Origin of the sequence: Paraliobacillus sp. X-1268 (assembly GCF_003426095.1) — a bacterium.
GTDB classification, from domain to species: domain Bacteria; phylum Bacillota; class Bacilli; order Bacillales; family Amphibacillaceae; genus Paraliobacillus_A; species Paraliobacillus_A zengyii.
Map to the genome: position 1 here is coordinate 21,525 of NZ_QJSK01000004.1, position 21,949 is coordinate 43,473.

Annotated in this window: 16 protein-coding genes, 1 pseudogene and 1 riboswitch; of the genes and pseudogenes, 7 read left to right on the forward strand and 10 right to left on the reverse strand. The window is 33.6% G+C overall.

Features of this window, described 5'->3' with window-relative positions; genetic code table 11:
* Positions 1 to 77 precede the first annotated feature (77 nt).
* Positions 78 to 3,518: an SCO7613 C-terminal domain-containing membrane protein gene (locus tag D2K62_RS07780; RefSeq protein ID WP_117161210.1), complete on the reverse strand. Its 3,441-nt coding sequence runs from the start codon at positions 3,516 to 3,518 to the stop codon at positions 78 to 80.
* A gap of 320 nt (positions 3,519 to 3,838) precedes the next feature.
* Positions 3,839 to 5,386: a BCCT family transporter gene (locus tag D2K62_RS07785; RefSeq protein ID WP_112182013.1), complete on the reverse strand. Its 1,548-nt coding sequence runs from the start codon at positions 5,384 to 5,386 to the stop codon at positions 3,839 to 3,841.
* A gap of 669 nt (positions 5,387 to 6,055) precedes the next feature.
* Between D2K62_RS07785 and putP the strand changes: the two genes are divergently transcribed.
* The 6 genes from putP (at position 6,056) to D2K62_RS07815 (ending at position 13,762) form a co-directional block, all read left to right on the forward strand.
* Positions 6,056 to 7,576, forward strand: a complete 1,521-nt coding sequence (putP, locus tag D2K62_RS07790) for a sodium/proline symporter PutP (protein ID WP_112182014.1) — start codon at positions 6,056 to 6,058, stop codon at positions 7,574 to 7,576.
* 143 nt (positions 7,577 to 7,719) lie between these two features.
* Positions 7,720 to 8,004, forward strand: a complete 285-nt coding sequence (locus D2K62_RS07795) for a DUF3219 family protein (RefSeq protein ID WP_112182015.1) — start codon at positions 7,720 to 7,722, stop codon at positions 8,002 to 8,004.
* An 862-nt stretch (positions 8,005 to 8,866) separates the two neighbouring features.
* Positions 8,867 to 9,094, forward strand: a complete 228-nt coding sequence (gene sda, locus D2K62_RS07800) for a sporulation histidine kinase inhibitor Sda (protein ID WP_232824131.1) — start codon at positions 8,867 to 8,869, stop codon at positions 9,092 to 9,094.
* A gap of 126 nt (positions 9,095 to 9,220) precedes the next feature.
* Positions 9,221 to 12,199, forward strand: a complete 2,979-nt coding sequence (locus tag D2K62_RS07805) for an ATP-binding protein (RefSeq protein WP_162632666.1) — start codon at positions 9,221 to 9,223, stop codon at positions 12,197 to 12,199.
* 146 nt (positions 12,200 to 12,345) lie between these two features.
* On the forward strand, positions 12,346 to 13,089 hold the full coding sequence (locus tag D2K62_RS07810; RefSeq protein WP_112182017.1) for a LytR/AlgR family response regulator transcription factor: 744 nt from the start codon (positions 12,346 to 12,348) through the stop codon (positions 13,087 to 13,089).
* Between the two features lie 100 nt (positions 13,090 to 13,189).
* Positions 13,190 to 13,762 (forward strand): YitT family protein, encoded by a 573-nt coding sequence (locus D2K62_RS07815; protein WP_112182018.1) that lies wholly within the window; start codon positions 13,190 to 13,192, stop codon positions 13,760 to 13,762.
* A gap of 33 nt (positions 13,763 to 13,795) precedes the next feature.
* On the opposite strand, the gene psiE is transcribed toward D2K62_RS07815, so the two are convergent.
* The 8 genes and pseudogenes from psiE to D2K62_RS07850 all read right to left on the reverse strand — a co-directional run bounded on the left by psiE (position 13,796) and on the right by D2K62_RS07850 (position 20,824).
* Entirely contained in the window at positions 13,796 to 14,242 is a 447-nt protein-coding gene (gene psiE, locus D2K62_RS07820; protein ID WP_369974643.1) for a phosphate-starvation-inducible protein PsiE, read from the reverse strand.
* A 50-nt stretch (positions 14,243 to 14,292) separates the two neighbouring features.
* Entirely contained in the window at positions 14,293 to 15,198 is a 906-nt protein-coding gene (locus D2K62_RS07825) for an anti-sigma-I factor RsgI family protein (protein ID WP_157967866.1), read from the reverse strand.
* A gap of 111 nt (positions 15,199 to 15,309) precedes the next feature.
* Positions 15,310 to 15,435 (reverse strand): annotated as a pseudogene (locus D2K62_RS19535) (anti-sigma factor domain-containing protein); the annotation flags it as partial.
* Entirely contained in the window at positions 15,432 to 16,160 is a 729-nt protein-coding gene (locus D2K62_RS07830) for a sigma factor (protein WP_157967334.1), read from the reverse strand. The pseudogene D2K62_RS19535 and the gene D2K62_RS07830, both read right to left, overlap by 4 nt.
* Positions 16,161 to 16,338: 178 nt before the next feature.
* On the reverse strand, positions 16,339 to 17,721 hold the full coding sequence (locus D2K62_RS07835; protein WP_112182021.1) for a DUF5667 domain-containing protein: 1,383 nt from the start codon (positions 17,719 to 17,721) through the stop codon (positions 16,339 to 16,341).
* A gap of 56 nt (positions 17,722 to 17,777) precedes the next feature.
* Positions 17,778 to 17,865: riboswitch (cyclic di-GMP riboswitch) on the reverse strand.
* A 193-nt stretch (positions 17,866 to 18,058) separates the two neighbouring features.
* Positions 18,059 to 18,433 carry a PilZ domain-containing protein gene (locus D2K62_RS07840; protein ID WP_157967335.1) on the reverse strand — a complete coding sequence of 125 codons (375 nt, stop codon included), beginning with the start codon at positions 18,431 to 18,433 and terminating at the stop codon, positions 18,059 to 18,061.
* Between the two features lie 469 nt (positions 18,434 to 18,902).
* Entirely contained in the window at positions 18,903 to 19,598 is a 696-nt protein-coding gene (locus tag D2K62_RS07845) for an aspartate/glutamate racemase family protein (RefSeq protein ID WP_112182023.1), read from the reverse strand.
* A 173-nt stretch (positions 19,599 to 19,771) separates the two neighbouring features.
* Positions 19,772 to 20,824, reverse strand: coding sequence for a tellurite resistance/C4-dicarboxylate transporter family protein (locus D2K62_RS07850; RefSeq protein WP_232827982.1), 1,053 nt, complete (start codon positions 20,822 to 20,824; stop codon positions 19,772 to 19,774).
* A gap of 270 nt (positions 20,825 to 21,094) precedes the next feature.
* Between D2K62_RS07850 and D2K62_RS07855 the strand changes: the two genes are divergently transcribed.
* Positions 21,095 to 21,886, forward strand: a complete 792-nt coding sequence (locus tag D2K62_RS07855) for an OsmC family protein (protein ID WP_112182025.1) — start codon at positions 21,095 to 21,097, stop codon at positions 21,884 to 21,886.
* Positions 21,887 to 21,949: the final 63 nt, after the last annotated feature.

Below are 21,949 nucleotides of genomic sequence, written 5' to 3' on the forward strand. Positions count from 1 at the left end.
AAACACGCGTCTATCCATTATTCAGATGATAGACGCGTGTTTTTCTCACTAATAAAAAATTTCTATTTTTGATGACGTTAATTCCATTCCTTGAATTTCGAGACTAGTTTTTTCACTTTCTTTACTAGCCTTCCCTCTTCTTTTCTTTGCTTTTGCCACTCGTTATAGCTTGCTATACCAATTAATAGGAAACCTGCAAGTAATAGATACGCCCACCAAGGCATATTGCCCCAATATGGTTTAGTCTGATAGATCACATTAAAGAGAAGTGTACCAAACCCAATAAAAAAGTAAGATTTAATTTGAAATTGAGCTCCTATCACTAAAGATAGTAAGGAAAGAACTCCGACAATTAAAGCATCCCATATCGTATTACTCGAAATTGCATCCATTACTAAAATGACGGTCACTAACAATAAAGAGAGCGATTGAATAGGTGACATTATGTTTTTATAGTTTTTCCAAGTCTTCAGACTCAAAATAATTGCTAAGACAAGAACAGGTAAAACCCTAAATTCCGTATGAAAAAGTTCCGAAATAAAAGAGAGATATTCCTCTATAATAGAATAATAAGTTGGCAGAAAACTAACCAAACCTAATGTGACAATAGCTTTCTGCGCTATGTGATATTGAAACCTTCTCACTTGCGCAAATAGCCATATCGTTAGTAACACATATGGAATAATCTGTATCCAAACACTATTAAATGTTTGAAGAAAAGTGAAAGAATAACCAAGATAAAATACAGCTACAATAGAATACCAATCAATATAGCGACTTTCTTCATTCCATTGGTACAGGCTCTTAAACAAGATTTTCCCTGCAATAAATAGAATAAAAAAACTAGCCAAACTAATTAAAAACAACTGAGTATCTTGATACAAATAGCGTTGTTGTTCCCAAATGCCTAACGATAATGTTAAAGGAATCACTAAACCAACAAACCACTTTCTCCTGTGTAAAAAGTAAACATTAAGAAGTACATAAGATAGAACGGATAAAACCCCTCCTAATGAATTAACTTCGTATACGCTAAGAATCGTATATAAACCGTAGTTAGAAAAAGGAATAATATACCATTCCATTCTTTCCTTCCAAGTCTTATTTACAACGAACCATCCTACAAAGAATAGAATGCTAGACCAAAACCAATAGTAACCTTGTGAGACATTTTCAAATAAATTATAATACGGAACGGTCGTAATTAGAATAAATGTAACCAAAGTCAAAGCTGCATAAAGAAATAGCTTGATCGTCCATTCTTTTTTCTTCATTAACATACTATATATATAAACACCCAACGGAACAAACAAGAATAGTGGATTTATCATTTGCGAAAAAGCTTGATCAATCAAAATAACTAACATTACATTCAATTGAATAACCTGTGCAATCCAAAAAAAGTATGGTTTTAATGCAGGAAGACGTTTTCCTTGCCACCCTTCCACGACAAGTAAGACCAATGGGCCAAACAAAAGAAAAATTACAATAGAATCAAAATCTTGAATTGAAAAAGTGCTTAGTAAAGAAGCGTAAAAGCAAAAAGTAGTGATTGCTACAAGAAACCATAATGCGTCCAGTTTTGTCTGTCTTACTAACCAGATAAATACACCAATACCTACTAAGAGTAAGACAGGCCGAATAAAGGTCGTATCAATCGTAGAGAGACCGACAAGAGACGATAATCCAAATAGATAACTACCTTGACCTATATAAAAGGCAGCTTTAGCTAATCCAGTTTTCTTGTATCTTCGCCAAATTAAACTAACGAACAGTAGGATAAGTGATGAAATCGCAATATGAAATGGAAGATCTAAATAGACGGTGTATCCTGAAATCAGCTCTCCAATCTTTGGATTTAAGCAATACAAAGCAAACAACCAACTGACTCCATTCGTCCACTTCGCTATTTCTCTTTCTATGTTATTTTTGCTAGAAACAACAAACAATGCACTAAGACCGAATAATGTATACATAAGTGAAGCCTGTATAAGTGGTCCAAAAAGAGTTGCATACATCATGGAAGCTACCATTGCAGCAACAGACAAATAGAAAACACTTCTTTTTATCGGCAACAAAAATACAATTCGGTCACCTATACCAATTAATATAAATAGCAGCATAGCATAAAAAAATAGAAACAAATCCATTCTGATACCTATCAAATAATCAAGTAATATATCTCCAAGTTGCAAACCAAATGTGTATAGAAAAATTGTCGCTAACCAGCTGAAAATTACTCGATTGGTTATATAAGATAAATAGGTATAGGTAAAAGTAATAACCAAGTAAGCAGCTAATAAAATCAAAGAGTCCTCATTTGTTCTTATAACAATCCCTTGGTAACTAATATAAATAAAAGCAAAAAATGAAATTACAGCGCTGGTATAGCGAAACATGTGTGATATAAATACATCACTTTTTACGATTTGTGCAAAAACCAGATAAAATACACCAATCAATCCATAAACAATTAAATCAATGGAACCTAGCCAAGAGGATTCTGTTAATTGATAAGCACCATATGCAAATAATGCAGAGAATACAAATTGATATTCTTTTGTGTTATAAACAAACACCATTGCAATATAAATTGTGGCGGTTAATAGAATATTGAAACTGTAAAAAAGCGATTGTTCAAAAATTACTAACATCAGTAATGTTGACACAATTAAATTCAACTGTGCATACTTAGGCAGTTCTTTTACAAATAACGTTACTTTAGGAGCCCTACGATAATGGTGATATAAGTATAAAAGTAACGCGTTGAACACCATTATCAATAGGTAGAAAACATCGACAGATACCGGAGTAAATCCAATAAGAAAACCTACTGAAAAGGTTAAAAACAAATATGAAATCCAGACAAATAATCTAGAACGATGTTTCCAAGCATTCCGCACATATAATGGTAAAGGAATTAGAGTACCCATTGCACCTAATAAAAATCTTCCCTCCCCTCTTAACGACAAGTAATCTCCAAACAAACTAAAGTATCCAATTGCCACAATTGCAATCGGTATTAATAAACTTCCTAACGTTAAAAAAGCAAAAGCTGTTTTATCTATTTTTAAAAACTTAGATGAAATCCCGCTCAAAGCTAAGAAAAATACAGAAACACATGATAATACGAGTACTTTTAATAATGGCCCCATTTGCGCCCATGTACTTGTAGCTACAACTAAACCACTAATAAGTAAAAAGATAACACCTAGTATTAACAACCAAATAATATTTCGTTCTCTCACTTCTTCCTTTCCTTTTACTACTTTTGCAGGTTTCTCTTTTGGTTGTTTCTCTGATTTTGTAATTGTTTTTTTCTGATTCATATTTGGCGCTATATCTTTCTGGATAAGTCGTTCTTTCTTCTCTGTCTTCTGCAGTTGGTAGTTTTGATGTTTTTTATAAGCATCCATAATATGTATGAATTCTTCCTCATCAATTAATCCCTGATCTGATAATGCTCGCATTTCTTCTCTTACAATCTTTTCGCGATCTGATCTAGAAAAATCTTTCATTACTTCACCCCACTAAACACATTTATATTCAGGGTTATGGTAACCTATAAAACGTGAAAACTCAACCTGTTTTTTCCAATTATGGTTATGCCATAATTTCTAAACCAAAATAAACACATACGATATGACACTATCTTATTTCCCCGGAAATAAACCGACATAGAAATACAAATTATCTAGAAGAATTAAATGTAAGATCTTTAGCATACTTTCTAGCGATTTCAATCGACGGTCTTTCGAACAGTTATGCCAGAATAAAAAAAACTCTCTAATTATATGCACTGAACTTTGCACAATTAGAGAGTGAGACATAAACTATTTTACTTTTTACTTTTACTAGCCATTACAATATTCTGTTCAACAGCTAATTTACGTGCAACCTGTACTGCACCCCATAGTGTTGGTAACATAATAATTGATACAGGTACTGCGGTAACAACAATAGAGTTTTGAATAGCAGATACACTATTCTCTCCAATCGCAAGTAGCATAATTGACATTAATCCAAAAATCAACACCCAGAATACGCGAATAAGTCTGCTTGGATGATCTGTACCAGTTAAGGATACTGCAACTGTATAGGATATTGAATCCACTGTTGTAGAAACAAACACTAATGTAACAAGTAAGAATCCTACTGCTAAAAAGAACCCTAATGGCAATGAATCCATAATTGCCATTACTACTGCAGGCATTCCACCTTCAGCAAGTGGTCCAGAAATTGAACCAGGGACATCTAATTCAGCTTTAATTCCTGTTCCTCCAACAACTGTAAACCAAAAGTTAGTTACTAGTGGAGCGATTATAGAAACAGCAATTACTAATTCTCGAATTGTTCTACCTCGTGATATTCTAGCAATAAAAATCGCCATCATTGGACCATATCCCAGGAACCAACCCCAAAAGAATATCGTCCATCCGCCTAACCAACCTTGATCACCTTGATATAGAGCCATAGTTAGCATATTTTGGATATGGAATCCTTCAGCTGAAACAAACATATTAATGATAAAAAGTGTTGGTCCAAGCATCAGCACACAAAGCGCTAACAATACAACTAAACCAACATTCATTCGACTTAAGAATTGAATACCTCTATCAACTCCAGTTGCAACTGAAATTGCAGCGATAACAATTAGTACACTAACTACAATGATATTGGTCGTAAGTGTATTAGGAATATCAAATAAAGAATGTAAACCGTAACCTAACTGTAATCCAAGAAATCCGATTGGACCCATAGTCCCTGCAGCAACAGCTACAATTGAAATAATATCTGCAGCGCTACCTATAATACTATTTTTTTTGAATATTTTTTCACCAAAAAGTGGATATAGCATTCCTCTTGGCTTCATTGGATATCCTTTGTGATAATGTAAGTACATTAAAACTATTGTAGCCAATGTTCCGAGGATAGCCCATGCAAGAAATCCCCAATGAAAGAAGCTCTGCGCTAAAGCAGGTGAAACGCCAGCCATAGTTGAAGAATTATCATCAAATAATGGTGGGTTAGCGATAAAATGCATCATCGGTTCTGCGGCAGCCCAAAATACCCCTCCACTAGCAAGTAGTGTACAAAGTATCATTGCGATCCAACGATAATAACCATTTTCAGGTTTATCCTTTTTACCTAGTCGCACATTCCCATACTTTGTAAATGCTAAAATAATTCCAATTACGAAATTTGCTAGTAACAATAGCTCCCAATAAGCGCCAAAATATTTAGCAGAAAAAGCAAATGAAGTATTAATCCAGCTTTCTACCATACTTAAATCGATAATTGCTAATACAACAAATGAGAGCAATAACCCTCCACTAATAATTAATACGGGTTTATCCGTCGTTGTTTTACCTTCGTTTTTATACACTCTTTTCCTCCTAGTTTTTAGAAGCAAGTGCCAACAATTTTTTCTATATGTATTGTAGACAAATCGATGTAAATTAATCAACTAATGATTAGTAACAAATTATTAAAGCTCAGTATCTACCAAATCTCCAGTTAAATAATTACGTAAAGTTCTAGAACAATCCGCTTGCTTACTATACAATTGTGTCGCCTTTTTATGTCTGTTATTTTTAATAACTAAGAACATTAAAAGAAGCGCAAGTAATAATTATACGTTTTCGACACATAAACGTCAAATTTTGTACTGATAAATCAGAATTTGAAAACATATAAGTAGTATATTATTTAACGATCAAAATATGCATAAGAATGTATAACTAAAAATCCACTTAAGGAGTGGAAGTTATTTCAAAGCTATTTGATATAATAATTTCTTTACTTCTACATAAATATGTGAATTATATCACAATGATTTGAATCTTCTTTCAATTTACGTTATGCTGTTACTTATGTTTTGTTTATTTGGTGTCAAGAAAACGCATTGCGAACAAAATGAATAAGCAGAGGAGGCTATCTCATGGAAGATTTCGCACTGAGTGGTGCTACATGGTTTTGGTTATTTATACCCATGCCAATATTAATTATTTTATCAGCTATTTCCATGTTTACAGAAAGGAGGGAAAAGTAAATCATGTCTACAGTTACATTAATAACATTTATCATTTATTTACTCGGTATGCTACTTATAGGTGTTATCTCCTATCGATTAACAAATGATTTATCCGATTACGTGCTTGGCGGAAGAAGTCTAGGTCCTGGTGTTGCAGCAATAAGTGCGGGTGCATCAGATATGAGTAGTTGGTTAATACTCGGACTTCCAGGTGCGATTTACGCTTCAGGTTTAGGAGAAGCATGGATTGCTGTGGGGCTCGCAATAGGTGCCTATTTAAACTGGCAATTCATCGCTAAACGTTTACGTGTCTATACAGAAGTATCAAGCAATTCCATTACCATCCCGGATTTTCTAGAAAACCGGTTCCGCGATACATCGCATTTATTACGCGTTATTTCTGCACTCGTTATTTTGTTGTTCTTCACTTTTTATACTTCATCCGGTATGGTTGGTGGTGCAAAATTATTCGAAGCTTCGTTTGGTTTAACATATGACCAAGCACTTTGGATCGGCGCATTAGTTATCGTATCCTATACATTCTTAGGTGGATTCTTAGCAGTAAGCTGGACGGACTTTATCCAGGGTATTCTTATGTTTATTGCACTTATTGTTGTTCCAATCCGAGCAGTTATTATCGTTGGTGGTTGGGATGCTACGATTGATGCTGTAGGTAATATCTCACCTAGTCACATCAATATGGTGGCAGGTGTTGGTGTAATGAGCATTATTTCATCTCTAGCATGGGGACTAGGCTATTTTGGTCAACCACATATACTAACTCGTTTTATGGCGCTACGTTCTGCTAAAGATGTACCAAAAGCACGCTTCATTGGTATAACTTGGATGGTCCTAGGTTTGTATGGAGCTGTCTTTGTTGGCCTTGCAGGTCTTGCTTTTATTAGCACACAAGACGTTGGTGTCCTTTCTGAATTTGGTATTAAAGTTGCTACAGATGGAGCTGGCATCCAAATGTTAGCTGATCCTGAAAAGATATTTATTGCTTTTTCACAAATTTTATTTGATCCAATTATCGCTGGTGTTTTATTAGCAGCTATTTTATCAGCTATTATGAGTACGATTGATTCGCAACTACTGGTTTCTTCTTCTGCTGTTGCGGAAGATTTTTATAAAGCATTATTGCGTAAAAATGCTTCTCAAAAGGAACTTGTATGGGTCGGTCGTATTGCAGTTGCTGTTATAGCATTGATTGCAACCATTTTAGCAACTAACCCAGAAAGTTCTGTATTAACTCTCGTTAGTTATGCTTGGGCTGGTTTCGGTGGTGCATTCGGTCCAGTTCTAATCCTAGCGTTATTTTGGAAAAGAATGACTCGAAATGGAGCGTTAGCAGGGATTATCGTTGGTGCTCTAACCGTTATAATTTGGGGAGATTTCCTTTCTGGAGGAATATTTGACCTCTATGAAATTGTTCCTGCTTTTCTACTCAACTTAATTGTTGCTATCGTCATAAGTCTTTTAGGTGGTAAACCATCATCTGAAATAGAAGCAGAGTTTGATGAAACTGTTAGTAGGTTATAAGTTCATGCACGAATACAAAAACGTTCTTTTCATAAATTGAGAAGAACGTTTTTTACTATCTTCTAACTTGTTTTGTTAGGATTAAAGATAAAATACATGTAGAATAAGGGCAATTCATAAATCAAACAAAAAGGAATGATTCTTTGGTTACAAAACTTATTTTAGATAACAGATCAATTACCTTAGTTGATTATCAGGAAAACAACACAGAAACTGGTCATCTGAGGATCACGGTTCATTTTAAGGTAAGCCATGAAGAGTATCATGATGTAACTACTTTACTATATAAAGGCAGTTTCGATGTGAACATTCCAGAAAAAAATCTAACATTTATCGGAACAATCGAGAACTACTCTACATCGATAACTAATTTATATAAAAAGGGTAACATTGGAGACTTTTATTTAACTTTAATTGAAGTTAAATAATCATACTAATGAAATGATTTACTCATTTGAAAATCAAATCTTTTTAACCTCACAATAGATAGAAACAGCGACATAACAGAAGACCTTACCCGCTCCACAGTGAAATGGGCTCGCTTTCCGTGGGCACGGCTTCAGCTAACTCGGATAAGCATAAATCGCTTTCCGAGTGGATCTTCAGCTCGCGCTGTTCCCACAGGAGTCTCACCCATTTCACTGCTCCGCTGGATAGGTGTTAAAAGTGATATATCGTCTACTGGTCAGAATTTTTATTGTGCTTATGACAGTTGTTCACGTTATGCTGATTGATTGTAGCGTAGGACAGTCGACTCCTGCGGGAAAAGCAACAGCTGAAAATCCCGCAGGAAGCGCTTTTTGCTTCCGAGGAAGTTGAAGCGTTGGGTCTGCGATTACTCGACCCATCGAAAAGACTTGCCCGCGGAAAGCGACTGGCCGAAGCGAAAATCAACATGGCGGTTACGTTGCAGTTGATAAATATTCCTGCTTAAGATTATTGTAATTTCTTTTAATTCTTATTAAAATCACGGAAATCCCGTTCGCTCAGAAAGCGTAGTGTATTTCCTTTTTCGTAGGCCTTCCTATTATATAACCTCCTCTTTTTTTTACACACAAATCAAATTTGTATCTATTTGTCGCATAAAATTAATAAAAACTTAATTAAAAATTCATGACTGTATCGACATATTCAGTCAAAGTTTTCGTCTGGATATGACATTTTTCTGCATGTATGGTGCAAATATCTGCATGAATAAGTTTTATTAATAGGGCTATTTGATCTACTATAGAGTTATAACACAACTATTTACCTATCTATCACTCGACAACACCGAAAGGAGAAATACAAATGAAATATTCTAATCCAATTAAACAATTGAGTAATGAACTTTTAATAGAAGCATACCAAAAATCTTATAGTGCTAAATGCTCCAATGAATTCATTGCACTTCTTAAAGAAGAGATCGAAAACAGAGGCTTATCTTCCTCTCTTCTCATACAAAAACCTACTTGTTTCTATAATGATTACTTTACGGAAATCAAGAAAGGCGATCATAACAGCTATCAAGTTAGTTAAGTAGTTGATAGATTTATTTACCACTTTAATTCTTTTGAAAAATAGGCCAGTTTACATTAAAATCTAGTATACTTGATTTAGAAAACTACTTTAGCTTTTATCTAATGGATGGTGATAGTGTTGATTATGGATAAAAAAGGTAATGGTAAACCATTATCTAAATGGATTTTGCGTACCTTTTTAAAAACTGCACTAATTCCTCTCGTATTAGTAGAATTAGTGTTCATTGGTATCTATTTTTTTGTGAATGGTTATGCCTATAGTGAAACACGAGATTTTTTTGAATTGGAAACACAAGAAGAACTTCTAGAATATGCAGAAAACGAAGCCACCTCAATCCAAAATCAGTTAAATGGCGTTGCGAATGCAACGGAACTATATAAACAACAAGTAAAAAGAGCCTTTCAACAAACCAATACTGATGTTGTAATAAAGCCTGAGAATGAAAGCCGTCTACAAACCACTGGTGATGGTGCCCTCTATACGGAAACAAACACTAATCAAGATGGGGCTGCTATTTTCTATAGTGGTATTGTTCCTATTGGTGAAAAAGAGGAGCTAAAAGTACATAAACTTTTAGCTGTTGAAGACGTGATGAAGGATATTTATCATTCCCAACCACTTGCAAATGCCATTTATATAAATACCTATGATTCGTTAAATGTTAGGTACCCTTATTTTAATGTCATTGATCAGTATTCTCCGTTAATGGACATTCCTTCTTATAATTTTTTCTATGAAGCAGACAAAGAACATAATCCCAATGAAGAATTAATTTGGACTGAGGCCTATTTAGATCCAGCGAGTAGCGATTGGATGACCTCTGCTATTGCACCTGTTTATAACGATAATAAGTTAGAAGCTGTTGTCGGGATTAATATAACCCTCAATACGATAGTCAACCAAATATTAGATATAGAATTACCTTGGGGCGGTAATGGCCTGTTAGTAAGCGATGATGGAACGATCTTAGCGATGCCTGAACAAGGGGAAGAAACATTTCCTATTGTTAACTTGGATGACCATACTTATCAGGAAGCCATTGAGGAAAATACGTTTAAACCTGAAGAATTCAATATAAATAATCAAACAGAACTTGCCCAACTAACATCAAAAATGAACCAGAGTGGCAGTGGAACTACTTCATTACAATTAGCTAATAAACAACATTTTGTCTCTTGGACATCTATTGATGATACGAATTGGAAATTAATAGTATTTGTTCCCTTAACGAATGTATTTTCCGACTTTGATCAGTTGAGTGTGGAATTAGCACATGTAGGTATATATATGTTTGCTGGACTTGTCTTCTTTTACCTTTTGTTCTTCATATACATTTATAAACAATCTCATAAAATGAGCAATACCATTCATTCACCACTTATTCAGATTAATACGATGGCAAAAGATATTGGGAAAGGGAACTACTATCAATCCACAAAAGCTATAAAAGTTATAGAAATCCAAGAAACTGCTGATGCAATTGTTGAAATGGGAGATCAATTAGGTATTAAAAATGATGCTTTACTTGTAGCTGAGGCAGAGTTAAGACAACGCGAATCAGATTTGCGCTCCCTTGTTAATTCGATTGAAGATGTAATTTTTATATTGGACGAGCATGGTACATTCTTAAATGTATGGTTGAGTGATGAATCAAAGTTATTTCTACCAAAAGATCAGTTAATTGGACTCTCTGTTTCCGCCATTTTATCAGGGGCTGATCTGAAAATGTTCTCTAATAACTTAGAAGAAGTTTTCAGCACAGGAAATGCAACTGTGTTGGAACTATTCGTTCCAGCACCTGAAGGAGAAGGTGGTACTTGGTTACAAGGAAGAATGTCTCCAATCATTGTAGACGAACAAAATACATTTGAGAATGTATCTTTATCTGCTCGCGATATTACTGAAATTAAAGCAATGGAAAAATCACTAATAAATGCGAAAGAACAAGCAGAACGAGCAAATTTAGCTAAATCCGAATTCTTATCAAGTATGAGCCACGAGCTTAGAACACCATTAAATGCTATTATTGGTTTTAGTCAGCTCTTAGAATTAGATGACAATGAACCTTTAACAGAGGATCAACAAGAGAACGTTAGCGATATCTTAAAAGCGGGAAATCACTTATTATCTTTAATTAACGACATCCTTGATTTAGCAAAGATTGAATCAGGAAAGTTATCTATCTCAATGGAGCCTATAAATATCACATCGATCCTTCAAGATGTGATCGGCATTACAACACCAATTGCCGCGAAACAAAACATCACAATTGTAAATAACACACAAAATGATGACGCACTTTTTGTTAAAGCTGATCGGACTCGATTAAAACAAATATTATTAAATTTAATAACAAATGCAATTAAATATAATAAAGTTAACGGTTTTGTTTTCATTGATTTTAAACAACAAAACGAACAAATAGAAATAAGTGTTACAGATACAGGAATAGGTATTAATGATGATGAATTAGATTATATTTTCGAACCATTTTTAAGATTAAATGAAGAAAATAAATATATTGAGGGTACAGGTATTGGTTTATCAGTCGCGAAGCAATTAGTCGAACTCTTAAATGGAACGATTCACGTCAATAGCTTGAAAGGAAAGGGAACAACTTTCTGGATCGAATTACCAATTCACATATATGACACGGAAAACTTGGAACAAATTGATCAACTAGTTGACTTAACGTCATATAATACTGATAAAAGTGGATCTATCTATCGCATTCTTTATGTAGAGGATAACATGGCTAACGTTCGTCTAGTCGAAAGCATTCTAATAAAGTTTCCTTACGTAGAATTATTTTTCGCAACTGACGGCCAAAAGGGATTAGACTTAGCAGAAACGATTGCTCCAGATTTAGTATTACTCGACATTCACTTACCAGATATAGATGGCTATCAGGTGTTAACGAAACTAAAAAGTAAGTCGTTAACAAAAGAAATCCCTGTCATTGCTATCAGTGCAAATGCAATGGCAAGCGATTTAGAAAAGGCAAGAAACGCTGGATTTATTGATTATATGACAAAACCAATCGATGTAAAAGAATTCACCAAAACCATACATGAAATTTTAGACATTGATCTGGAAGATTAGCGAAATAGAATCAAGCAGAGCCACCTTGGCTACTTGATTCTATTTCTGGATAAATAAACCAACAAGTTACCCCTTTTTTACTATAACTAATTGAAGTATACTAAGAGTGATTGAATTACTTTACTTTCAATTAAGGGATGGTATAAATGACCGACCAAAAATATCGTGTTATTATTGCTGATGACCACGAGGAAGCTAGAAGATTATTAAGAAAATTTATTTCGCTTATTCAACCTTCTTTTGTAATAGTTGCTGAAGCAGCTGATGGAGAGGAATTAGTTGAGAAAGTCATGGTGGAAAAGCCAGATCTTGTTTTATGTGATATAGAAATGCCTAAATTAAAAGGTGTAGATGCAATCAAACAATGTCAGCAACTAATTCCAAATCTATGCTATATATTTACGACAGCACATGATGATTTTGCAGTTGAAGCATTTAAGATTAATGCACTAGACTACATTTTAAAACCGATACAAAAGGATCGAATCTTCCAAGCTTTAGAAAAAGCAAAGCAACGATTGCAAAATGATAGAATAATAAATCCACCAAAACAAATAAACAAAAAAATTCCGATTAAGTTTAATCGATCGCTTTTCTATGTCATTATTGAAGATATATTATTCATAGAAAAGGAAGGTCGAAAAGCCATTCTTCACACAACAAATCATACTTACCCTTCAATGGATTCATTAGAGGAACTTAAAACATTATTACCAGAAAAGTTTGTCCAGTCTCATCGCTCTTTTATCATTAACCTTAGTCATGTATCATATATCCAAACGATCGGTAAAAGCTATATGGTTTATTTTTATAATTATGAGAAACCTGCACAAATTTCAAAACAAAATATTACTAGTATTCAAAAACAAATAGAAGATTATTATCATTAACAGCATGGTTACCCACATGTTGTTTTTTTTATGGGAAACAATTACAGATAATTAACATATAGATAGACATGTCCCAAAAATGTCGGAGATGATGTTATCTATGTATTTCATAAAGAAAGTAGGAAGTGTTTTCATAGCAGTGGGAGTTAATTTTTTCTTAGTTCCATTTGAACTATTTGATGGTGGTGTAATCGGACTTGGATTAATCATCAAATATGTAACAGGCATAAAGGCTGGGTTGGTTATTATTTGTGTCAGTCTTCCCATTTTTATCTTTGCATTGTTTCATAATAAAAATTATTTTATCAGTAGTTTACATGGCTTATTACTTTCATCATTTGCTATCGATTATTTCGCTTCCTTACCAGAGCTCTTTCCAATTAACTATCCAATTCCAGTTATATTAAGTGCGATCTTGGGTGGCATTCTTACAGGAACAGGAATGGGGATCATGCTACGTTATAAAACGAGTACGGGCGGAACCGATTTACTAGCTCAATTTTTAGCAGCAAGATTTCAAGTTAATATTGTCATTATTATCTTTATTCTTGATATTTTCATTATTTGCTTAGGTAGCCTATTACTATCGTCAAGTTCGTTTCTACTTTCTGCAATAACAATTTTATTTAGTGGTGTTTTTACAAGTATCTGTACGTGGGATGTTTACTATTAATCATTACACCAGGTTTCCCTGGTGTAACTGATGTTATTCTTTGCTTATTTTTTTAGACAATTTCGTTGTGGTCGGTCTTTCGCGCGGAGTCATATGCATAATGAAGTTTGCAATGACAAGAACTAACACAACAAGCGCATATATTAAAGTATCTAATGGTTTATCATAATCAACAATAATCAATCTTACCATCGCAGTAATTCCAATGTACATAAAGTATCGGAGAGGAAAGTGATAGTTCTCTTTAAAGTATTTGACAATCATTGCAATAAACTCAAAATATAGGAAAAATACGAGAATCCCAGATACGAAAACTTTATAATCGTTTGTACCATCAGTCAACAATACGTTTGCAAAAACAAACAGTTCTTTTACTAGCAGGGAGCATAGAATAACAGCTAAAATAACCAATGAAACATTTAAAACTACTTGAAAAAACTTTGGAGCCATTTTTAATACATAATAAAAACCTTTTTTCAACTTTTATCCGTCCTTTTCTTTGTCTTATAATAACATTCGGTTGTAATGCCTTAGTTAGGAGATTTTCCCTTTTTTTCTGGGCTGTTTTCAATGTTAGACTTTTCTACTTTTAAAGTATTTTTCTCTGAATCTACTTCAGTCTTATCCTTCTTTATAACCTGCATTTCTTTCTTGTCAGCTTGTTGTTCCTTTTTCTCTTTAGCTTTTTCACTCTTTTTAATTTCCTTAGTTACTTTCTCTGTTTTAGGTTTGTTAACTTCAACAGGCTTCTTTTCTTCTTTTTTCGCTTCAGTCAATTTATCTTGTCTATTAGACTCTACTTTGTCCGGCTTATTAACTTGTTGATCTTCCCTTTTAATTTGGCTATTAGTAATATCATTTTTAGCCTTTTCAATCTTTGTTGAACTATTTTTATTTGCTTTTTCTATTTCAACACTTTTCTTTTTTTCACTATCTATTTGTTCCTTCTTAATATCCTCATTAACTTTAGTAATAGAATTATCGCTTAGCTCTTCGGGCTGTACTTCTATTCCTTGTATCTCTTGGTTATATAACTGTAACTTATTTATTGATAGATTCGCTTCTCTAGCATCTTCCACTAGTTCTTTACTGCCATTTTTAACTTGAACAGTCGCAGTTGTTGCATTCGTAATTAAAGATTGATCAATAGTTTCTTTTACTTTATTGATATCCACGTCATTTTTTTCCGTTAAAGAAACAACTGTTACATCTACCTGGGCGTTTTCACTTTTCAAGTAATCTCCTTTTACAGCAGCAGTAATTATTTCTTCTAAAACAATGTCAATCTGCTTATATTTGTATGCAATGGAATCCATAACAAGTTGTCCATCCTCATTTAGGGAATTCACCTTTGTTACATTAAGGTCAGCATCTGTGTAAATTTCAATACTTGGATTGATATCTATAGCAAAAAGATACGATTCATCTTTTGTCATAAATGTACTTATATAATAACTCATAACTGTTAAAAACAATATAGCTACAAGGGATAAATATTTCTTGATAATCTCGCCTTTTGGGAACTGCTTCTCACTAATAGTATATGAATCTCCTAGTTGTGGAAATTCATTCTTTGAACGCGGCATGTTTTTAAAGTTACCATCCTTACACAAGATTGTAATATAGTGTGCAGTGACTTTTATAACGACTCCATTAAACCGGTTTGACCTCATGATTTCCCCTCATTTCCGAATGTTACTTGTATATAGGCAGATAGTTGTCGCCATTCTGGATGCAGTCGTACAACAACCAAAGCCACGATATACTTCCTATGTCTCTCAACCGTTTTTAATCGATGACCAGACACTTCTATAAATCTAGTAACAGGAAAACGTTTCTTTTTTAAAAAGAAATCTACTAACTCTGGATTTTGAATAAAATCATTCGCAATTGTAATCAAGTTTGCTTTCGTTTTCCGATGTGTAGGGGAACATGCTTCCAATTCTTCAAATTCAATGTTGAATTGTTTTAAGATTTCGCTTAATTCCAGAATTTCTTCCACTAATTCTCTTTGTTGAAGATGTTGGTGATACGTATCCATAGAATGATCAACATCATAAACAGTTACTGAATCCTCACTATTAATTGATTCTACTTCTAATGGTATATGTTTTAGCTTAGTTTCTCGACGAAAGTAGTCTATTAACTCTCGTTTAATAAGTAAATATACATAATTTAGAAAGCTTTTATTAGCGCAACTATCATATGTGTCAATTGCGCGATCAAATGCTAGTAATCCTAGACTAGACTCTTCATCACTCCACGTGATAAATCTTTTACAAACATGTCCAACTGTATTGATAATATAGGGTTTATGATGATTAATTAATTTCTCTCTAGCAATGTCATCACCATTTGATGCAGCTTTTATATAGTGATTCACTTCAGTTTCATGCACCCTATTCACCCCTCAATCATCAGTCATTTGAACTCTAAGCATACGATTTTTTTATGTATAGGTAAATAACCAAAACTTGTCTATTCATATATTTGAATCTATCATCTAAATCTTCTTACTTATAAGAACAATATAATAGACTTAAGGAGCCCTAAAATAGGGCTCCTTCATTTTACCTTTAGTCTTCTTTGTTTTGTTTTCCTTTTGCTGCCTCTTTAGCTTTATCAGCTTGTTCTTTCTTCTCTTCTTTCAATTTCTCTTTCGCTTCTTTTGCCTCTTCTCTCGCTTGCTCTGCTGCTTCTTTTGCGGCTTCTCTCGCTTGTTCTGCTGCTTCTTTTTCTAATACTTTTAGTCTTTCTTTCTCTTTTTTAGCTTCTTCTTTTGCTTGTTGTTTCGCTTCTTTCTCTAACTCTTTTAATCTTGCTTTTTCTTCTTTAGCTGCCTGTTTCTCAGCCTCTGCAACTTCAGTAGCTACTTTGGACAATTCGTTTGTTTCTTCTTTTCTTTCGTTTTCTACCTCATCTTCAACCACTTCTTCTGTGTTCTCTGATGTTGTTTCCTCTATTAATTCATTTTCAGTCTCTTCTATCGTTTCAACTATCGTGTCGTTTGCCTCATCTTGTGTTGTTTCATCAGAAACTACTTCTATTTCTGTTTCATCCACAACCGCTTTATCTTCAACCGTCAATTCATCATATGTGACGTTAAAATCTAGTTTCTTTATATCAAGGTTTGCTAATGAAGTAGATAGTTTCGAGATTGCCTCTTCATCACCAGACGCATTCGCTTCTTCTAGCAATTGCTCCATTTCTTTTTCTTTTTTAGCCATTACCTTTTTCATGATTTGAGAAGGGTGGATATTCAACTCTTTCGCTATTTCACCAAATCCTTTACCTTCTTGTAATAAAGCAATAATTTCTTCCTCTGTTTTACCGCTCTCTTCTGCTAAAGTGACCACTTTAACAATTTGACCAAACCCAAGCTCTTGAGCACGTAATTCCGCAACCTTTTCGGGATCAAGGTCTTTTACAACATTTGCTACTAAATAAGCTTCTTGTTGCCTTTCTTCAAATTCTACTAACTTTTCTTCTTCTATAGTTTCTGTTACTTCCTCTGTTACCGTTGTGGAGTCTTCCAATTCAGTTGCTAATGTTTCTTTGATATCCTCTTCAACTTGTTCATTGGATACAACTTCTGCAACCTCTTCTTGTGCCTTTTCTAATGCAACTAAATATTCCTCAATTAATTCACTCATATATTCTTCTTGCTCTTCATCAACCATTTGTTCTGATTCTGATAAACGTTCTGCTACTATTTGAAGTAAAAGCTCCGATTCCTTTTCTGAATCAGTTGTAAGTAGTAATTGCAAATTTTCTACTGCTTTATCTAAAAAGTAAAAGAAGTTATCTGGTGTTAAACCTGTATCTTCTATTACATCCTCATTGTTCAAGTCCTCAATTTCATTTAATTGACTCGTATCAACTTCTGCATATACAGAATTGCTAGTAAATAATACGCCGACTATCAAAAAACCGGTAGCACATATGTCTTTTATTTTCAAAATAATTCTCTCCCTCACACGAATAATATAATGCCAAAAAACGTATCTATTTCACTTATCGCAACTGGCTGACATAGGCATATTTACCTTTTAGTCCCTCTAGCTTAGCGTCACCACCTTTCAATGGTTTTGCCTTTGTTTTTATTGAAATTAGGAATCTACTATTAATACGTGGAATTATTTTTATTTGAGGGGGTATTTTAAATTTTTTGTCGAAAAATATTAATTAATTAGAATTCAGGATAGCAAAAAGCCTACATCAAATGGTGTAGGCTCTAGAAACATAATTATAAATATTCGATTTCAAATAAATCAAACAATTAATTTAAGAATAAGTTTAATCAATATTACCTTTTACTTTTTTTGAATATATTTTCAATTGTTCTATTAACTCTTTTTTAGCATTTTCTTCAATCATTAGATTAACACCATAATCATTTGTAGTATGGTTTTTTTTCTTCCAAACTATTATCCCTTTAAATTTCATTTCTTGCTTATTTAATTCAAAAGATATGACTAGATGGATCGACTTGTCTGTTTCTGGTATATTCAATTTTGAAGTGAATTTGACCCCTTCTGTACTTATGTCAATTATTTTAGCTTCTCCAGCAGAAGTAGTTACGGAATTCCCATTAATGTTTTCTATTCTAAATAGTGCAGAAATTGGTTGTTCAAAAGCATAACGAAACGCTGTCTCTCTCTTATACTGCATAATCTCCATTCACCTCACGTTCTTAAGTACTTGAGCTGCTTATTTTTTTCAAAAATGGATAAAAATAGTATCATTTCCCGCAGTATCCAATCTTACACCAAAATATAATGAAAGAGGTCAATTCTATAAAATTTTTCGTAGATATTGGTGTCAGCTAAAAAAAATTGATATACAAGTATAATACAAGCAAATTATTGACACCGCAACGAAAAAACGTGATATTTAGTGTTGTTTCGACATTTTATTATTCGATTGTCGATTTTTATTAATTGAGCACTGTGTAGTTTTATTTGGATAATAATAGATCATAAGATAATTCGCCTCAATCACTCAAATTCATTCGAGTTCTAAGTACATTTTCAATTATGTTTAAAAAATTTTAGTATAGCAAAAAGCCTACATCAAAAGGTGTAGGCCCTAGAAAAATAATTATAAATAATCGATTTCAACTAAATTACTTTCTAATCGCTCATCTAAAAATTGTATCTACAATTCGGTTGACATGAATTTCTGTAGTATTAAAAACGGGGATATCCAAATCTTCTCCCTTAATAATCATGGGAAGTTCTGTACAGCCCAAAATTACTCCTTCGATACCTTCCTCTTCTTTCATCCGTTTGATTATGTTCAAATAGTTTATTTTGGTCTCATTATTCACAATCCCATTTTCCAGTTCCGCTACAATCTTACCATGGATATATTGCTGTTCAGATTCCGTTGGTACAGTGACTTTTTTATTCCGTGATGTAAATGGAGATTTAAAAAAGTCATTTTCCATTGTGTATTTCGTTCCGATTAATCCAATATTTTTCAAGCCAAACTCCAAAGTCTTATTATATGTGGCCTCAACAATACTTATCATTGGAATCGGGATTTGTTTTTGGACTTCTTCAAATACAATATGAGGTGTGTTTGCCGAGATTATCGCAAAGTCAGACCCCACGGCGTCCAACTTTTTAACAGCATCAACAAGGTAGTTCGTTAACCCATCTAGTTGCTTGTTATTAATAAATTCAAAAACTTGATACATATTGATGCTATTAATAAACATTTCAGGTAGAACTTCTTTACTTTGCATCCGTTCTTGGTATTTAGCGATGATAGACTGGTAGTAATCAACGGTAGATTCTGGACCTAATCCACCAACAATTCCAACCCTTTTCATATAAAATTCTCCTTTAATTTTTAAATTATTTCTTTTGATAATTATACCATTTAACTTTTAGAAAAGAAAAAGGAGTCAAGCACCAAGATGGAAAAATATCCATCTAATCGTTTGACTCCTATAATCACATGATTTTATGATTTATAGCTTAATTAAATGTACTTTTACTTATTCTAAACCTTAATTGAAACTACTTCTGTTTTTATACCTTTATAGAGATTTATTATAAGAGCACAAAATAAAATTGACCACGCAATAATAGCTATAAACACCGTGATCTTCGGAATGAAACTTAGAAAATCAACTTCAAGTGCCTTTGATAATTGCAATGTACTTGTTGTATACATTGCTAATGGAAACACCATTCCCCATAACTGTGGCTCATAGGATAAAGGGTGGCGATGATAAATATGACGCCATATCATCAGTATGAGTAGTAAGGGAACCCACCAAGTACCTGCAACCCAGAAAAATAAGGTGAAGCCTTTTAAAAAGGATGAAAATACATCTATCAATTCCCAATAGCCTCGGTGTAGTATAAGCGTCGAACCTGCTAGCGTTGTAATAGCAACAGCACCCATGTTAATCCAATATGGTGGCGTTAATGCTGAAAATTTTAATCCTAAAAAAGTAAAGCGATAAAAGATTAATGTAATAATATTTAAATAAAGCATACACCCGAGAAAATACATACACAACGTAAAGAATAGAATAACCTCTCTGCCTGTTTCAACGTGTGGTGATAACAACGTACCAAGTATAGATATCGATTGCGTTGCAACGGTAGCAATTAACCAAGCACCATTGATACCTTCGGCTAAAGTAGGCTTATCTTTACTTATTGTGACTGCAGTAAAAAAGGTATACATAACAATCACCCACAAACAAATTGCAATGAACCAAAGGATCAAAGGTATCACAATAATGTTACCAACAACAATTAGTTGGCTGCCGTACACGCATGTTCCAGCAACTAATGTAAAGAATCCAGGTCCTATAGTATGACTTGTTATATCACTTAATAATTTTTTGGAATATTTACACAAACGTAGCAGTGTCAAAGCCCATAGAACAATATAAGAAACTGTATTGATATATAGTAAGACATTAGCGAAAAAAACATACCCTAGTAAATGAGTGCCTATTGATAATGCACCCGTTGCCATTACTAGCGCAAAGTAACCAGGAAAAAGCGTTGCTGCTCTGTGGTTTATAAACTGGAACATCCTTATATCCTCCAAATCATTAATCATGAGAGATAAACAAAAACAAATGTTATTGTACCACTATTTTAACCTTTATGTATAAAAATCAGGTTACAACCTTACCTCCAGCAAATCCAGATTAAGTACAAGTCAATCACACATAATGTTCTTAGCATTGATCACAAAATCGCCTTAATTTTTAAAAAATAAATAAATAAATGATATAAATCAATTATTCTTACATAAAAGTTCGATATAATGAAGAAACACGAGGAAAGGGTGGAATAGATCATGGCAGATATAAAGTTTGAAGCAAATGTAGATTGGCATGGAACCGGAAGTGATGGTGAAGGGTCAGTAACACTTAACGAGCGGCCGATCACATTCTCAAGTCCCACTTCAATGGGGGGAAAAGGCTCTGGAACTACTCCAGAAGACTTGTTAATTAGCGCAGTTGCAACTTGCTATAGTGGTACGTTATACAGTAGCTTGGTCAATAATAAATTACCAGTTCATCACGTTGAGGTTCGTGTAGAAGGGATTGTTACCGGTTATCCTTTAACAACTAAATTCGAACAATTAATCGTTCATCCTACCATCATTGGTGGGGACAATTTAATGCTTTCTAATTACAAACAAGTCGCAGATACAGCTAAAGATAACTGTTTTATCGGAAAATCAATTGTTGGAAACATTGATTATAAGGTTGGGACTGTAGAAGTTTCTAACAACGTTATAAATCAGTCTGTAATTGATGCGTTGGTTGAAAATTTTTATCAAAACCTAACAAAAGAGTCTTACTATACTACGATGTTCGCTGAACGAAATGTAGATATTGAAAAGCTTAAAGCACGACAAAAGATTTTTATTGCACGTCTATTAAATGAGGAACATGCCACATCAGACGAAGAACAAAAAGAACAAGTTCTAGAAAGACACAGTTATCAAACCACACCTGAAAATGCTGCATTATGGTTAGACACTATGGAGAAATCTATGGATGAAGTTGATCTTGCTGAGGAAACAAAAGGTCTGCTCCTAATAAAAATGCGTAAACTTATGGATACTATGATTAAAGAATAATTTGGGGTTACAAGGTACTTCAAATAGACGTTATCTTCTATAATAGTGCCTTGCGACTATTTC

Coding starts and splice junctions, on each gene's coding strand:
- D2K62_RS07780 (WP_117161210.1), bottom strand. CDS start 3,518: ATGAAAGATTTTTCTAGATCAGATCGCGAAAAGATTGTAAGAGAAGAA.
- putP (WP_112182014.1), top strand. CDS start 6,056: ATGTCTACAGTTACATTAATAACATTTATCATTTATTTACTCGGTATG.
- sda (WP_232824131.1), top strand. CDS start 8,867: ATGAAATATTCTAATCCAATTAAACAATTGAGTAATGAACTTTTAATA.
- D2K62_RS07805 (WP_162632666.1), top strand. CDS start 9,221: ATGGATAAAAAAGGTAATGGTAAACCATTATCTAAATGGATTTTGCGT.
- D2K62_RS07810 (WP_112182017.1), top strand. CDS start 12,346: ATGACCGACCAAAAATATCGTGTTATTATTGCTGATGACCACGAGGAA.
- D2K62_RS07815 (WP_112182018.1), top strand. CDS start 13,190: ATGTATTTCATAAAGAAAGTAGGAAGTGTTTTCATAGCAGTGGGAGTT.
- D2K62_RS07825 (WP_157967866.1), bottom strand. CDS start 15,198: ATGACAAAAGATGAATCGTATCTTTTTGCTATAGATATCAATCCAAGT.
- D2K62_RS07840 (WP_157967335.1), bottom strand. CDS start 18,433: ATGCAGTATAAGAGAGAGACAGCGTTTCGTTATGCTTTTGAACAACCA.
- D2K62_RS07845 (WP_112182023.1), bottom strand. CDS start 19,598: ATGAAAAGGGTTGGAATTGTTGGTGGATTAGGTCCAGAATCTACCGTT.
- D2K62_RS07850 (WP_232827982.1), bottom strand. CDS start 20,824: ATGTTCCAGTTTATAAACCACAGAGCAGCAACGCTTTTTCCTGGTTAC.
- D2K62_RS07855 (WP_112182025.1), top strand. CDS start 21,095: ATGGCAGATATAAAGTTTGAAGCAAATGTAGATTGGCATGGAACCGGA.